Here is a 15,060-nt window from a genome sequence, read left to right on the forward strand (position 1 = left end):
CTACGGCAGCGATCCCGGTAAGTACCGGCGTGGACAGCCGCCACCTCGTCCATCGGTGGAACATCGTCGAGGGTTACACGTCTCGAGCAGGGATTTCCCGGAGTGTCGGTCGAGCCTGATTGGATGGGTGGATGCTGCACGGCCTCTGGACACCCGGTTCGGGTCTCATGCTGTGGGTCGACGACCGCAATTCGGCCGTACCGGAGCCGACGGATTCGGTCGGACGGGTGCTGGCTCGCAAGTTCCGGCACCACGTCAAGGTTCCGATGCCGGCGCCGTCGGGGCCGGAGATGCTCGAGTGGGCCGCGGTCGCGCTCGCGCCGCCGGATGCGACCGACTTCCTGCTGTCGGTGTCGGCCCGCGACCCTCGGATCGCCGGCGACCTGCGCTACCTCGCGCACGTGGCGCGGGGAATCGAGCGGTGGGCTCGAGCCGGACGGGTGGTGCCGGAGGTGCACCGGGCGGAGGGTAGCTGGTGGCCGCGGTGGCGGCTGCTCGGCGGAGAACGACAGCGTGCGTGGCTCACGGAACTGTCGGTCGCGATGCCGCCGGTCCAGCGTCACGGTTCGACTCCCCGCGCTCAGCTCGACGACCTGGTCACCGAGCTGACCGACCCGGTGGTCCGGCGTGTCCTCGGCGGCAGGCACCCCGACGATTCCGGTCTCGGCGCCGAGCACCCGCTGATCGAGGCGCTGGTTCGCGGTGAACACTTCGCCGAGGGCACCGCCCAGCTGGCGGGCGCGCTCGACGGGTGGCGGGACAGCCTCAAGGTGGACGAGCCCGAACTGGTGCTGAGACTCCTCGAGCCGGAGGACGTGGACGTCGACGGGGAGTGGGACCCGGACACGGTGCTGTGGCGGCTGCAGGTGTGCCTCCGTCCGGAAGGCGAAGCGCCGGTGCCGATTCCGCTGCACCGCACGGAGGCGAGCCGGCTGCAGACCGGTGTCCGCAAGCTGACCGAGGCCGTCGCCGCCTATCCGCGATTGCAGGACGTCCCGAGCGATCCCGACAGTCTGGACCTGATGCTGCCCACCGCGGTGGTCATCGACCTCGTGGGGCATGGTGCGGTCGCGTTGAAGGAGAAGGGCATCAGCCTGCTGCTGCCGCGGGCGTGGAGTGTGGCGTCGCCGTCGATGCGGCTGCGGGTGAGCTCGCCGAGCACCCCGGCGAGCGCGGAGAACCGGGCCGTCGGCAAAGACCAGTTGGTGCAGTACAACTGGGAACTGGCCCTCGGCGACACGGTTCTCACCGCCGCGGAAATGAATCGACTGGTCAATGCCAAGAGCGACCTCGTGCGCCTGCGCGGAGAGTGGGTCCGGGCCGATCAGGAGGTGCTCTCCCGCGCCGCGCGCTACGTGGCGGAACGGCACGGCAGCGGCGACCGGGCGATCGTGGACCTGCTGAAAGACCTCATAGCGGACGATCTGTCCGATCTCCCTGTCGAGGAGGTGACCGCGACCGGGTGGGCGGCCGCGCTGCTGGACGGCGACACGAAACCGGAGGATGTGCCGACGCCGGAGGGGCTGGACGCCACGCTGCGGCCGTATCAGAAGCGCGGACTCGACTGGCTGGTGTTCATGAGCCGCCTCGGCCTCGGGGCGGTCCTGGCCGACGACATGGGCCTCGGCAAGACGCTGCAGTTGCTCGCCCTGCTGGCCCACGAGAAGGCGGCCTCGCCCACCCTGCTCGTGTGCCCGATGTCCGTGGTCGGCAACTGGCAGCGGGAGGCGGCCCGCTTCGTTCCCACTCTGCGGGTCCTCGTCCATCACGGACCGCAGCGGCGCAGCGGCGACGACCTGACTTCCGCTGTGCAGCAGAGCGATCTGGTGATCACCACGTACGCACTGCTCGCGCGCGACGTCGCACAACTGAAGGAGCAGGACTGGCGGCGGATCGTTCTGGACGAGGCGCAACACATCAAGAACGCGAAGACCGGGCAGGCGAGGGCGGCCCGCAGCATTCCGGCGGCGCACCGCGTCGCACTGACGGGGACGCCGGTCGAGAACCGCCTGGACGAGCTGCGCTCGATCCTCGATTTCGCGAACTCGGGAATCCTGGGCTCGGAGGCGATGTTCCGCAAACGTTTCGTGGTGCCGATCGAGCGGGAACAGGACGAGACGGCGGTGGCCCGGCTCCGCGCCGTCACCTCCCCGTTCGTGTTGCGCCGCGTCAAGACCGATCCGGCGGTCATCGCCGACCTCCCGGACAAGTTCGAGATGACGGTCCGCGCCAACCTCACCGCCGAACAGGCCGCGCTGTACCGGGCGGTGGTCGACGACATGATGGCGCAAATCAAGGACAAGAAGGGCATGAAGCGCAAGGGTGCCGTCCTGGCGGCGCTGACGAAACTCAAGCAGGTGTGTAACCATCCGGCGCACTTCCTGCGGGACGGTTCGACGGTGATGCGGCGCGGGCAGCACCGCTCCGGAAAGCTGGGGCTGGTCGAGGACATCCTGGACTCCGTGGTCGCGGACGGCGAGAAAGCGTTGCTGTTCACCCAGTTCCGCGAATTCGGCGACCTCGTCACGCCGTATCTCGCCGAACGTTTCGGTACCCCCGTACCTTTCTTGCACGGGGGCGTCCCCAAGCAGAAGCGCGACGACATGGTGGCATCGTTCCAGGGCGACGACGGGCCGCCGATCATGATGCTCTCGCTGAAGGCCGGCGGAACCGGGCTGAACCTCACTGCGGCAAATCACGTCGTCCACCTCGATCGGTGGTGGAACCCGGCGGTCGAGAACCAGGCCACGGACCGCGCCTTCCGGATCGGTCAGCGGCGTGACGTGCAGGTGCGCAAACTCGTGTGCGTCGGCACCCTGGAGGAGCGGATAGACGCGATGATCGCCACCAAGCAGGAACTCGCCGACCTCGCGGTGGGAACGGGCGAGAACTGGGTGACGGAGATGAGCACCGAACAACTCGGTGAACTGCTGCGGCTCGGCGACGAGGCGGTGGGCGAATGACGAATCGGCGACCCGGGCCGTACTTCGGTCGGTACGGCAAGCGCCGGCCGGTGGCCGGCGGGCTCGAAGCGCGATCCCAGCGCGGATCGTTCGGCCGCACGTGGTGGGGCCGGGAATTCGTCGAGATCATCGAGTTCGTCGCCGAGAAGGGCCGGATGAGCCGTGGCCGGAGCTACGCGCGCAGCGGTCAGGTGATCTCGCTCGAGATCGCCGGTGGGATGGTGACGGGGGAGGTCCAGGGCAGTCAGCTGCAGCCGTTCGTCGCGACCGTGTCGATCGATCGTCTCGACGAGGCGGAGATCGGCGAACTCGTCGCCCTGGTGCGGCGACAACCCGGAAGCCTCGCGATGCTGGCGGGCGGCGGGGTGCCGGAGATTCTGGGCCCGCTGCTGCTGCCGGCCGGGGCATCGGCGTTGAACTACGACTGCACCTGCCCGGACGACGGCTGGCCGTGCAAACATGCGGCGGCGGTCGCGTACCTCACCGCCGAACGGATCGACGAGAACCCACTCGAGATCCTGACATTGCGCGGCGTCGACCTGGACATGCTGATCGACGGTGTCGGCGGCGGCGCCTCCGACGCGGATTTCGACGACTGGTTCGGTGACGAGGCCCAGCTTCCCGCTCTGCCCGACGCCGACTTCCGGGCCGCGATCGACGACCTCGACCCGCTGCAGCTGCGGAAGGCGATCCGATCGGTCAGTGCCGACGAGCGTGACGTCGATGCGGCGATCCGGGAGCTGAAAGCGCTCTACCAGCAGTTCCGCTGACCGTGCGAAGATGAGGGAGCGGGCGCTCACCTCGTCCCGCGACCGGGAGCTGGTCAGTCATGTTGACGGTCTACCTGCTCGGCGAACAGCGCGTGTCGGACCCGGCGGATACCCGGGGCGGACCGATCTCGTCACGGGCGATCGCGCTGCTGGCCTATCTCGTGCTGCACGCCGGACTCGGGCAGTCCCGGACGCGTCTCGCGGGGCTGTTCTGGCCCGAGTCGAGCGAGCAGCAGGCCCGCACCAACCTGCGGCGGGAACTGCACAACCTGCGCGGCGTACTGGGGGCGGACGGGGCGCTCGCCGCCGAGGGGCCGACACTGACGTGGACCGGTTCGCCATCGTGCCGGGTGGACGTCGACACCTTCCGGAAGGAGCGATCGACGGCCCTCGCAGCGCTCGCCGATTCGGACCCCCGAACGTTTCTCGATCACGCGGACCGCGCGATCGACGTGTACCGCGGTGAGCTCATGCCCGGAACGTACGAGGACTGGGTTCTCGAGCACCGCGACGTGCTGCGCCGGCAGTGCGTCGAACTCTGCGAGGCGACGGTACGGGTGTTGCGGGAGTCGGGGGATGTCGAGACGGCGACGGCGCGCGCGCGCCGACGCATCCAACTCGACCCGCTCGAGGAGGTGGGCTATCGAACACTGATGGAACTGCAGGCCGCATCGGGCGACCGGGCCGCGGCGATGACCACCTACCACCGGTGTGCGGCGGTGCTCGAAACCGAGCTCGGGGTTGCGCCGAGCCCCGCGACCGCCGGGCTCTTCGACCACCTGGTGGGGGACCGTCCGACGGCAGGGGCCGCCGGAGCCTGGCGGCCCGAACGGGTGCGGAACGCGGTGCCCACGCTGATCGGGCGGGAGCGCGAACGCGCGGAGCTGCACCGGCGGTGGCGGCAGGCGCAGGGCGGCAAGCAGGGACTGCTGCTCGTCTCGGGTGACGCCGGGGTCGGCAAGACCCGGCTGACCACGGAACTCGCGGAGATCGCCCGCGCCGACGGCGCGATCGTCGTCACCGCCCGCTGTTTCGGACTGCCGGGGCGCGTTGCGCTGGCTCCCGTCGCCGAATGGCTCCGCAGCCCGGAACTGCAGTCCGCGGTCGCGTCCCTGAACCCGTTGTGGCGGGTGGAGGTGGAACGGCTGGTGCCGAGCGCCGAGTCCTGGCCGCGGCCGGCGACGTCCCGGGCGATGGTCGACGCCTGGCAGCGGCACCGCTTCTTCGAAGGAACGGCGCGAGCGGTGCTGTCGTCCGGCAGGCCGGTGCTGCTCGTCCTCGACGATCTGCAGTGGTGCGACACGGAGACGACCGCATGGCTGGCCTTCCTCCTCTCCCTCGAGTCGCACATGCGGGTTCTGGTGGCGGCGACCGCCCGCACGGACGAGGCGCAGTCGCGCCATGACGTGCGGGAGGCGCTACGGGCCCTCCGATCGGCGCGACTGGTGACAGACGTCGAGGTGGACCCCCTGACCGCGGACGGGACGGCGGAACTGGCACGGTCCCTCGGCGGCCGGACGCTGGACCGCGCGGAGGAGGCGGTTCTGTACGCCGCCACCGGGGGCTACCCGCTGTACGTCGTCGAGGCCGCACGGATGGTGCCGGACCCGGACGCGACCAGGTCCGGCGGAGGCGCCGACGACCTCGGGGCGGTGCTGCAGCGGCGGCTCGAACAGTGCTCGGAGCCCGCGCGGGAGGTCGCCGGCCTGGCCGCGGCGCTCGGCACCGATTTCGACCTGGACCTGCTCAGCGAGGCGAGCGATCTGGATGCCGATCCTCTCGTTCAGGCGGTCGACGAACTGTGGCGGCGGAGAATCGTCCGGCCCGCGGGCACCGGCTACGATTTCGTGCACGACCTGGTCCGGGAGGCCGCGTACCGCTCGGTGGGCCCGCCGCGGCGCTGGCTCCTGCATCGCCGCCTGGCGCAAGGCCTCGAACTCCTCCACACCGGCCGCACCGACGACGTGGCACTGCAGCTCGCCGAGCAGTATCGACGGGGCGGGCGGCCCGACCGCGCGCTCCATTATCTGCAGCGTGCCGCCGAGGGTGCGGCAGGAGTGTTCGCGAACGCCGAGGCGGTGCGACACTTCCGGCACTGCCTGGACCTCCTCGAAGCGATGCCGGCCGGTCGCAACCGTGATGCGCGCGAGGTGGAGGTGCGGCAGGCCATGTCTGCGCCGCTGACCACGCTGTACGGGTACTCCTCGGCCGAGCTCGAGCAGACGCTGGACCACACCGCGGAGCTGGGGCAGCAACTGCGCCGGCCGACGGTGGTACTCGCGGCTCTGATCGGGTTGTTCGCGGTGCACTTCGTGCAGGGGCACACCGCGCACGCCTACGGTATCGGCGTGCGCGCGCTCGAACTGTCCGCGGCCGATCCCCAATTCGAGGGCCAGGCGCAGTTCTCCGTGGCGGGCGCCGCCCTGGGCCTGGGCCGCCCGGCGGAGGCCATCGAACATTTCGACCTGGCGCGGGCCGCGTTCTCCGACGACTATTCGTTCATTCTCGGTACTCGGCTCGAGGTACATGCCCGCGCGTGGGAGTCGCACGCGTACTGGATGATCGGCGACGACGAGGCCGCCGTGCAGTCCTGTGCGGAGGCCCTCGCGCTGGGCCGGACCTGCGGTCATCCCTACAGTCTCGCGGTCGCGTTGGGATACGCGTCGGTGCTGGATCAGATACGCGGCGACGACGTCGCGTTACTCGCCTCGCTCACCGAGTTGCGGGAGCTGTGCGAGCGCTACCGCTTCGCGTACTACAGCCAGTGGGCGCAGATCCTCGAAGGCAGGCTCCTCGGCGGCGAACCGGGAATCGCGAAGATCCGCGAGGGACTCGACCTGTTGCGGCGACAGCGGGCGTTCGCGCGCATGCCGTACTGGCTCTCGCTGCTGGCGGAGGTACAGATCGAGGTCGGGGACATGGACTCGGCACGCGCGACGCTCGACGCCGCCCGGATCGCCGCCGAGCAACGCGACGACCGCTGGTGGTTGCCGCAGGTGCTGCGACTACGCGCGGATCTCGGAGCGTTCGCGGGAGGTCTTCCGGCGCGAACGGTGCGCGAACGCCGACTTCCTACGGTGTGAATTACCAGGTACGGCCCGTTTCGGGGCCCGGCGATCCGAGGAGAAGGTCATGAGCACCACCATCACGAATTCGACACCGCCGACGACGACACCGCCACCCTTCGCGGAACTGGCGGCGTCTCTGCGCGGCCGGTTGATCACCCCCGACGACACCGGTTACGACGACGCGCGGGCGGTGTACAACGCGATGATCGACCGTCGGCCGGCGGCCATTGCGCGGTGCACCAACGCCGCGGATGTCGTCGCGTGTGTGCGGTTCGCGCGGGAGCAGGGCGTCGAACTCGCGGTGCGCGGCGGGGGACACAACGCGGGAGGTCTCGGTGTGTGGGACGACGCCCTCGTGATCGATCTGTCGGAGATGCGCGCCACCACCGTCTCGCCCGCCGACCGGACGGTCCGGGTCGACGGCGGATGCACCTGGAGTGACGTCGACCATGCCACCGTGCCGTTCGGCATGGCAACCCCGTCCGGGTTCATCGCCTCCACCGGCGTCGGCGGACTGACGCTGGGCGGTGGAATCGGCTATCTGACTCGCCGTTTCGGACTCACCGTGGACAACCTGCTCAGCGCCGACGTGGTGCTCGCCGACGGCACACTGGTGACGGCGAGCGAACGATCACACCCGGACCTGTTCTGGGCGCTGCGGGGAGGCGGCGGCAACTTCGGCGTGGTCACGTCGTTCCAGTTCGCGTGCCACGACATCGGCAACCACGGAACCGTCGTCGGTGGTCCGGTGCTGTACGACCTGGAAGACACCCCCGACGTGATGCGGTGGTATCGCGAACTGTTGCCGTCGCTGCCCGAGGAACTCAACGGCTGGATCGGCCTCCTCACCATCCCGCCGGCACCGCCGTTCCCCGAGGAACTGTGGGGACGCAAGGCGTGCGGGGTCGTCTGGTGCTACACCGGCGATCCGGACAAGGCCGACGCGGTGTTCGAACCGATCCGGAACTTCGGAAATCCCCTGCTGGTCGGTCTCGGCGAAATGCCCTTCACGGCATTGCAATCCGCCTTCGACGGACTGTACCCGGCCGGGTTGCAGTGGTACTGGCGCGCGGACTTCGTGCGGGAGATCTCCGACGACGCCATCGACATCCATCTGGAGTTCGGCCGCCAGCTGCCGACCGGGCACTCGACGATGCACATGTATCCCATCGACGGCTCGGCGACGCGGGTCGCCGAGGACGCCACCGCGTTCGCGTACCGGGACGGCGGCTGGGCCGCGGTGATCGTGGGTGTCGACCCCGATCCGGCGAACGCCGAGGTCATCACGGACTGGGCCAAGAGGTATTGGGAGGCCCTCCACCCGACGACCGCGGGCGGGGCGTACGTCAACTTCATGATGTCCGAGGGCGAGGACCGCGTGCGTGCCTCCTACCTCGGCAACTACGACCGGCTCGCGCAGGTCAAGGCGAAATACGATCCGGACAACCTCTTCCACGTGAACCAGAACATCCGTCCTGCGGTCCGGTCGGAGCAGTAGGCGCCGCCGGATGGATGCGAGGCAGGTGTGGGCCGCAGGTCGTGGCTCGGCACCGGCCGGGCACCCCTGAAGGCCTCGAGACGGTGCGCCGGGTAACGTGCTTTCCACCTGCTCGTGACGCCCGGACCGAGAGGATCGACCGCCATCAGTAATACCCGAGACGACCTGCCAGCGTTCACGTACCCGGAGGTGGGTGCGAGCCGCGACGTTCCCTTCCCCGCGGGGTACCACCATGTGCGTGAGCAGAAGGTGATCGGTTACGGGGCAGAGGCATTCGACGCCGTGGCCGCCCACCTCTGCTCCTGGGGGATGCATCGCGGCGCCGGGCTGGACGTGCGGGCCGAGTCGCCGACGGCGGTGCCCGGAACGTCGGTCGAACTCGGCTGGGGCATCGGGCGGGTGCGACTGCGGTTCTCCTGCCGGGTCGTCTACGTCGTCGACGAGCCGCATCGCAGGGGATTCGCCTACGGGACGTTGCCGGGGCATCCGGAGCGCGGCGAAGAGAGTTTCGTCGTCGAACAGAAGGCCGACGGCAGTGTGCTCGCGACCATCGCGGCGTTCTCGAAACCGGGGCGGTGGTTCACCCGGCTCGGCGGACCCGCGGGCCGGGTCGTCCAGCGGGTGATGACGCGCAGGTATCTCGCGGCGCTGGAGGAGGCGACACGGTAGGCCGGAGCGTCCGGATCACGTATTCTCGTGGTTGGACCGGACCGGACGGGACCTTTGGGTACAACTGACTGATCCGATGTGTCCACCCCTGACTGAGCTGGAGCCGCCGGAATGATGCCCGTACATCTACGCGACAGCGTGATTCCGAAGCACGAACAACTCCGTGCCATCCTGCTGCACAAGTGCACGAAGGAACTCCAGCCCGGCGATCTGATGACGAGCGAACGAAAACTGATGCAGGACTACGGCGTCAGCCGCATCACGGTTCGTGAGGCGATCGGTCAGCTCGTCAACGAGGGCCACCTGGTCAGGGTGCGGGGCAAGGGGACCTTCGTGGCGCACCGGCCGGTGCAGTCGAAACTCCATTTGGCCTCGTTTACGGAGGAGATGCGGGCCCAGGGGCACAAGCCGACGACGGTGGTGCTGCAGAGCGAGGAGGACGCGGCGCCGGAGGCTACCGCGAGAGCCCTGCGAATCGCACCCGACACCAGCGCGTATCACGTCAAGAGGCTGCGCTTGGCAGACGGCGAACCGGTGAGCGTCGACGACGGCTGGTTCAACGCCGCACTGCTTCCCGGCCTGCTGGATCTCGACCTCACCGGGTCGATCTACCGGGCCACCGCCGACACGTACGGCATGCCGATCGACCGGGCGGAGCAGACCGTGAGCGCCGATGGGGCGAGCCAGGAGATCGCGACCCTCCTCGGCGTCAAGAAGGGTGCCCCCGTGATGTACTTCGACCGGGTGTCGTTCAGCGGTCCCACTCCGGTCGAGCACACCCGCAGCTGGTACCGGTCCGATCGCTACCAACTGCAGATGGAAGTTCAGGGGGAGCGGGCTCAGCGCAGCGTCTGAGCCCGGCCGCCCCTTGGCTACGGCGCCGTCCAGCCGAACAGGGCGTCGCCGGTGCTCACGTCGGAACCGATCGTGGTGGTGGACACCGAATCCGGCTTGGAGTCCATCACCACCACGGGGCACACGGCGGAGTATCCGGTGCCGTCGATCTCGGTCGGATCGAATCGGACCACGGGATCGCCCGCGTCGACGTCGTCGCCTTCGGCCGCGAGCAGGGTGAATCCCTCGCCCTTCAACTTCACGGTGTCGATTCCCAGGTGGACCAGCACTCCCGCACCGGTGGAGCCGAGGACGACGAACGCGTGCGGATGCAGTTTGAGGATCTTGCCCGAGATCGGGGCGAGCACGTCGACGGCGCCCCGGTCGCGCGCCGGGTCGATCGCGACCCCGGAACCCACCATCTGTCCGGCGAACACGGGGTCGGGCACCTCTTCCAGGGCGAGCACGCGCCCGGGGAGCGGGGCCTGCACGGTCACGCTCACAGGATGTCCTCGATGTCCTCGGCGAGCGTGTCCGCCTCGGGGCCGACGATGACCTGGACGACGCTGCCCGCCTTCAACACCCCGTGGGCGCCCGCAGCCTTGAGCGCGGCCTCGTCGACTTTCGCGCCGTCCTTGACCTCGGTGCGCAGCCGGGTGATGCAGGCCTCGATCTCGACGATGTTGGCGGCACCGCCGAGGCCGCTGATGATTGCGTCCGCTTTGGACATCGGGTCTCCTCGTAGTTCGTGTTCGCGCTGCAGGTGATGGTGCGGAATGCGTTAGCTGGGTCACATTTGCCTGTTGACATCCTGTGCTCACCTGGTCAAACTAGCAACTGGTTATGACCGGACAGTACCCGTTCGCGGTGCTGGTCCACAATAGTTTTCCGAAGCCGGACGACGCGCTCGTCGCCGCCGGATTCGAGTATCACCAGACGCCGATTCGGCGCCCGACGCGCACAGAGAAGGCTGATATGACCGTCGTAGACAGCCCGAAAAAGGAATCAGCGGTGTTTGCCGGGTTGCAGCGCCTCGGGCGAAGCCTGATGCTGCCTATCGCGGTGCTCCCCGCGGCCGGCATCTTGCTGCGACTCGGCCAGGACGACCTCCTCGGCCGATTCGACTCGATGCACACCGCCGCGTCCGTCATCTCCGCAGCCGGCCAAGCAGTGTTCACCTGGCTGCCCCTCATCTTCGCGGTGGGCATCGCCATAGGCTGGGCCAAGAAGGCGGACGGTTCCACCGCCCTGGCCGCGGTGGTCGGATACATGGTCATCAACGGGGTGTTCGAGGCCATGTCGCCGGTCGTCCTCGAGGGCAAGACCGATCCGAACGGCGACCAGGCGCTGATCAACTACGGTGTGCTCGCGGGCATCGTGATGGGTCTGCTGTCCGCCATCCTGTGGCAGCGGTTCTACCGCACGAAACTGCCCGACTATCTAGGATTCTTCAACGGGCGCAGGCTCGTTCCCATTCTCACCGCGATCACCGGTCTCGTCGTCGGCGTGCTGATGGCGTTCCTGTACCCGGCGTTCAACTCCGCCCTCACGTGGGTGGGCGAGACCGTTGCCGAGAACTCGGTGATCGGCGGCGGCGTGTACGGCATGGCCAACCGCCTGCTCATTCCGACCGGCCTGCACCACATCCTGAACTCCACCGTCTGGTTCCTCGTCGGCGACTATCAGAACGCGAGCGGAGAACTCGTCCGCGGCGACCTCAACCGGTTCTTCGCCGGCGACCCGAGCGCCGGCATCTTCATGACCGGCTTCTTCCCGATCATGATGTTCGCCCTTCCCGCTGCCGCACTGGCGATCTGGCGCAACGCCCGCCCGTCACAGAAGAAGGTCGTGGGCGGCATCATGCTCTCCACCGCGCTGACGGCGTTCCTCACCGGCATCACCGAGCCCCTCGAATTCGCGTTCATGTTCGTCGCCTGGCCGCTGTACCTGATCCACGCATTCCTCACGGGAACGTCGATGGCGCTCGTCAACGCGCTCGGCATCCACGATGGATTCACTTTCTCCGCAGGCTTTTTCGATTACGTGCTCAACTTCGGCAAGGCCACCAACGCGTGGATGCTGATCCCGATCGGGCTCGGGTACGCCGTCATCTACTACGTCCTGTTCAGCTTCGTCATCAAGAAGTGGAACCTGCGCACTCCCGGTCGGGAGGACGACGCGGAAACGGAAACAACCGTCGACACGGAAAAGGCAGGTCAATGACCATGGCAGCACGAACAGTTCTCATCGGCTCGAAGGTGGGACTGCACACCCGCCCCGAGGAGGCCCGCGACCGTCTCGCCGACCTGCTCGCCTCCGACCTCGACACACCCTGATGCCGACGACGACGGAACAGGTTGTCCACGGCCGCGGTGTGAGTCCGGGCCTGGTCTGCGCGCCCCGGCTCGCGTTCGGGGCGATGATCGAGATCCCCTCGGCGGCACCGCGCGCCCGCGACCTGCTCGAGCATCTCGATTTCGTCAGTATCGGCACCAACGACCTGAGCCAGTACACGTGTGCCGTGCTCGACCCGTGGCAGCCCGCGGTGCTGGATCTGATCGGGACCGTCGGTGCCGCGGGAGCGGAGGCGGGCCCCCCCGTCGGCGTCTGCGGTGAGGCCGCGTCCGATCTCGCTCTCGCGCCCGGAGCATCCCGATGATCCTGCGCGGCAAGGTCGTCGGGGAGGACGGTGTCGTCGACGACGGCGTGGTGGTCACCGACCACGACCGAATCTCGTGGGTCGGGTCGGTCTCGGAGTACCGCGGGCAGGCGCTCCTGCCCGAACCCGATTCGTCGATACTGCTGCCCGGTCTGATCGACCTGCACTGCCACGGCGGCGCCGGCGCGGGATTTCCCAACGCCGACGCCGACGGCGCGAGGCGGGCCGCGGAGCATCACCGCCGGCACGGCACCACCGGACTGCTCGGCAGTCTCGTCTCGGCAGGGGAACAGGACCTACTCCGGCAGGCCGGGATCCTCGCAGGCCTGGTGGAACGCGGTGAGCTGCTCGGGATCCACCTGGAGGGCCCGTTCATCTCCGGTGCCCGGTGCGGCGCGCAGGATCCCGCTTCCGTGATCCCCGGAGATCCCGGCCTTTTCGAGAGGATCTGCGACGCCGCGCGCGGCACCGTCCGATCGATGACCCTCGCGCCGGAGACGGCGCACTTCGGGGAACTCCTCGACGCGATGCACCGGCGGGGTGTGCTGCCGAGCCTCGGCCACACCGACACCGACGCGGCGACCACGGCAGCGCGGATCGCCGACGCCGCCGGCCGGCCGCTGACCGCCACCCACCTGTTCAACGCGATGCCGCCGCTGCACCACCGCGCACCAGGACCGGTGGCCGCGTTCCTGGCCGCGGCCGGTCGAGGAGACATCGTCGTCGAATTGATCGCGGATGGAGTGCATCTCGCGCCCGAGACCGTGTCGATGGTGTTCGACACCGTCGGACCCGACCAGATCGTCCTCGTCAGTGACGCCATGGCCGCCGCCGGCGTCTCGGACGGCAACTACCAGCTCGGGCCCCTGGACGTCCGCGTCTCGCGGGGTGTGGCCCGGCTTGCGACCGCCGACGGGTCCGAGGGCGCCATCGCCGGCGGCACCGCACGACTGCTGGACGTGGTGCGCACCGTCGTCGACAGCGGCATCGGTCTCGCCGACGCCGTCGCTTCCGCGACCAGGACTCCGGCCCGGCTGCTCGGCCTGGATTCCGAACGCGGCAGCCTGGCCCCGGGTCGCCGCGCCGACATCGTCGTCACCGATCCCCACCTGCGCCCCCGCGGCGTGTTCGTCGGCGGAACGCCGGCCGGAACGGAAGGACTCGCATGGAAATCGTAATCCGGCAGACGCCGTCGGAGGTCAGCTCGACCGTCGCGGACATCGTCGAGGGGTACGTGCGACGCGGTCCGGCGACGCTGGGCCTCGCGACCGGTTCGTCCCCGCTCGGCAGCTACCGGGAACTCGCACGCCGACACCGTGAGTCGGGACTGGACTTCTCGGATGCCCGCGCCTTCCTGCTGGACGAGTACGTGGGACTCCCGAAAAGCCACGATCAGTCGTACTTCTCGGTGATCCGGTCGGAGTTCGTCGACCACGTGAACCTCGACCCGGGGTACGTGCTCAGCCCCGACGGCGAATCGTCCGACATCGCCGAGGAGGGGGCGCGGTACGACGCCGCCATCGCCGCGGCAGGTGGCGTCGACGTGCAACTTCTCGGCATCGGAACCGACGGCCACATCGGATTCAACGAGCCGGGTTCCGCGTTGACCTCACGCACCCGCGTCAAGACGCTCACCGAGCAGACCCGCCTCGACAATGCGCGGTTCTTCGACAGTGTGGACGACGTCCCGCACCACGTCCTCACCCAGGGGCTCGGCACCATCAGCGAGGCCCGGCACCTCGTGATGATCGCGTTCGGCAAGGGCAAGGCAGAGGCGATCGCCGCCGCCGCGGAGGGACCGCTCTCCGCGTTCTGCCCGGCGTCGGTGATGCAGCTGCACCCGCACGTCACGGTCGTGATCGACGAGGCTGCGGCCGGCAAGCTGCAACTGGCCGACTACTACCGGTATGCGCTGGAACACAAGCCTTCCTGGCAGTCGTTCTAGATGACGCCTGTACTCGAATTGGCGTCCAGGACGTCGCGGGTGCCCGGATCGCGCGACGCGCCGGTGCGCCGCGCGTCGAGTTGTGCGCCGCGCTCGGCGCCACCGGCGGGTTGACACCGCACTGGGGGCGGGTGCCTCCGGCGTCGTGCTCGGTGCGCTGACCGCTGACAGTCGCGTCGACCGTTCCGCGCTCGCGCGTCTGCTCGACGGTATCGACCTGTCCTCGGTCGACGTGACCTTCCACCGTGCGATGGACGTCGTGGACGACCGGGCGACCGCGCTCGACACCCTCGCCGACGCCCGCATCACGCGCGTCCTCACCTCGGGCGGAGCACCGCGGTGCATCGACGGACTGGAATCCCTCTCCCGCACGGTCACTGACGCGAACGGGCGGATTCAAGTAATGGCAGGAGGCGGGATCCGCGTCGAGGACATCGCCGCGGTCGCAGGCACCGGCGTCGACGCCGTACACCTCTCCGCCTGACGCACCATCGCCGACAGCGGCGGCCCAGGCGGCGGCAGTGGCGGATACGAGGCCGTCGACGAAACCATCGCCCTCGCAGCGCCTGCGGCGCTGGGGATCTGAATTTGTCGGCCATTGCGTGTGATCCAGTCCGACTGCTAGAGTCGAACAAAATTTCGAATAACCTTGGG

At 68.9% G+C, this 15,060-nt stretch carries 11 protein-coding genes and 2 pseudogenes; 11 read left to right on the forward strand and 2 right to left on the reverse strand.

From position 1 onward, the window contains the following. Positions 1-131 precede the first annotated feature (131 nt). The 6 genes from H0B43_RS28810 to H0B43_RS28835 all read left to right on the forward strand — a co-directional run bounded on the left by H0B43_RS28810 (position 132) and on the right by H0B43_RS28835 (position 9,823). Positions 132-2,963, forward strand: a complete 2,832-nt coding sequence (locus H0B43_RS28810; protein WP_185724810.1) for a DEAD/DEAH box helicase — start codon at positions 132-134, stop codon at positions 2,961-2,963. Then, positions 2,960-3,733: an SWIM zinc finger family protein gene (locus tag H0B43_RS28815; protein ID WP_185724809.1), complete on the forward strand. Its 774-nt coding sequence runs from the start codon at positions 2,960-2,962 to the stop codon at positions 3,731-3,733. Before H0B43_RS28810 ends, H0B43_RS28815 begins: the two co-directional genes overlap by 4 nt. Before the next feature lie 59 nt (positions 3,734-3,792). Next, a complete protein-coding gene (locus H0B43_RS28820) occupies positions 3,793-6,816 on the forward strand; it encodes an AAA family ATPase (RefSeq protein ID WP_185724808.1) in 3,024 nt (1,007 codons plus the stop codon). 49 nt (positions 6,817-6,865) lie between these two features. After that, on the forward strand, positions 6,866-8,299 hold the full coding sequence (locus tag H0B43_RS28825) for an FAD-binding oxidoreductase (protein WP_185724807.1): 1,434 nt from the start codon (positions 6,866-6,868) through the stop codon (positions 8,297-8,299). Between the two features lie 189 nt (positions 8,300-8,488). Next, the gene (locus tag H0B43_RS28830; RefSeq protein ID WP_312033653.1) at positions 8,489-8,968 is read left to right on the forward strand and encodes a DUF1990 domain-containing protein; all 480 of its coding nucleotides are present in this window, start codon (positions 8,489-8,491) and stop codon (positions 8,966-8,968) included. A 111-nt stretch (positions 8,969-9,079) separates the two neighbouring features. After that, the gene (locus H0B43_RS28835; protein ID WP_185724806.1) at positions 9,080-9,823 is read left to right on the forward strand and encodes a GntR family transcriptional regulator; all 744 of its coding nucleotides are present in this window, start codon (positions 9,080-9,082) and stop codon (positions 9,821-9,823) included. 17 nt (positions 9,824-9,840) lie between these two features. Here H0B43_RS28835 and H0B43_RS28840 read toward each other — a convergent pair whose 3' ends face one another. Beyond that, the gene (locus H0B43_RS28840; RefSeq protein ID WP_185724805.1) at positions 9,841-10,305 is read right to left on the reverse strand and encodes a PTS glucose transporter subunit IIA; all 465 of its coding nucleotides are present in this window, start codon (positions 10,303-10,305) and stop codon (positions 9,841-9,843) included. Next, on the reverse strand, positions 10,302-10,532 hold the full coding sequence (locus tag H0B43_RS28845; protein ID WP_185724804.1) for a glucose PTS transporter subunit EIIB: 231 nt from the start codon (positions 10,530-10,532) through the stop codon (positions 10,302-10,304). Before H0B43_RS28845 ends, H0B43_RS28840 begins: the two co-directional genes overlap by 4 nt. A 245-nt stretch (positions 10,533-10,777) precedes the next feature. Here H0B43_RS28845 and H0B43_RS28850 point away from each other — a divergent pair, with 245 nt between their 5' ends. From H0B43_RS28850 to H0B43_RS41870, 5 genes and pseudogenes are all read left to right on the forward strand, one after another. Continuing rightward, complete coding sequence (locus tag H0B43_RS28850; RefSeq protein ID WP_185729757.1) at positions 10,778-12,025, forward strand: PTS transporter subunit EIIC; 1,248 nt, start codon at positions 10,778-10,780, stop codon at positions 12,023-12,025. Between the two features lie 190 nt (positions 12,026-12,215). Next, positions 12,216-12,446: pseudogene (locus tag H0B43_RS28855) on the forward strand (putative PEP-binding protein); the annotation flags it as partial. Between the two features lie 11 nt (positions 12,447-12,457). After that, positions 12,458-13,639 (forward strand): N-acetylglucosamine-6-phosphate deacetylase, encoded by a 1,182-nt coding sequence (locus H0B43_RS28860; protein ID WP_185724803.1) that lies wholly within the window; start codon positions 12,458-12,460, stop codon positions 13,637-13,639. Further along, the gene (gene nagB / locus H0B43_RS28865; protein ID WP_185724802.1) at positions 13,627-14,406 is read left to right on the forward strand and encodes a glucosamine-6-phosphate deaminase; all 780 of its coding nucleotides are present in this window, start codon (positions 13,627-13,629) and stop codon (positions 14,404-14,406) included. The genes H0B43_RS28860 and nagB overlap by 13 nt, the downstream gene beginning before the upstream one ends. After that, a pseudogene (locus H0B43_RS41870) lies at positions 14,407-14,992 on the forward strand (copper homeostasis protein CutC). It begins immediately after the preceding gene. Positions 14,993-15,060 lie beyond the last annotated feature (68 nt).

Origin of the sequence: Rhodococcus sp. 4CII, assembly GCF_014256275.1 — a bacterium.
Lineage (GTDB): Bacteria > Actinomycetota > Actinomycetes > Mycobacteriales > Mycobacteriaceae > Rhodococcus_F > Rhodococcus_F wratislaviensis_A.

Bases quoted from the DNA above. Each gene is read 5' to 3' on its own strand.
- H0B43_RS28810 (WP_185724810.1), top strand. From the start codon at position 132: ATGCTGCACGGCCTCTGGACACCCGGTTCGGGTCTCATGCTGTGGGTC.
- H0B43_RS28815 (WP_185724809.1), top strand. From the start codon at position 2,960: ATGACGAATCGGCGACCCGGGCCGTACTTCGGTCGGTACGGCAAGCGC.
- H0B43_RS28820 (WP_185724808.1), top strand. From the start codon at position 3,793: ATGTTGACGGTCTACCTGCTCGGCGAACAGCGCGTGTCGGACCCGGCG.
- H0B43_RS28825 (WP_185724807.1), top strand. From the start codon at position 6,866: ATGAGCACCACCATCACGAATTCGACACCGCCGACGACGACACCGCCA.
- H0B43_RS28835 (WP_185724806.1), top strand. From the start codon at position 9,080: ATGATGCCCGTACATCTACGCGACAGCGTGATTCCGAAGCACGAACAA.
- H0B43_RS28845 (WP_185724804.1), bottom strand. From the start codon at position 10,532: ATGTCCAAAGCGGACGCAATCATCAGCGGCCTCGGCGGTGCCGCCAAC.
- H0B43_RS28850 (WP_185729757.1), top strand. From the start codon at position 10,778: ATGACCGTCGTAGACAGCCCGAAAAAGGAATCAGCGGTGTTTGCCGGG.
- H0B43_RS28860 (WP_185724803.1), top strand. From the start codon at position 12,458: ATGATCCTGCGCGGCAAGGTCGTCGGGGAGGACGGTGTCGTCGACGAC.
- nagB (WP_185724802.1), top strand. From the start codon at position 13,627: ATGGAAATCGTAATCCGGCAGACGCCGTCGGAGGTCAGCTCGACCGTC.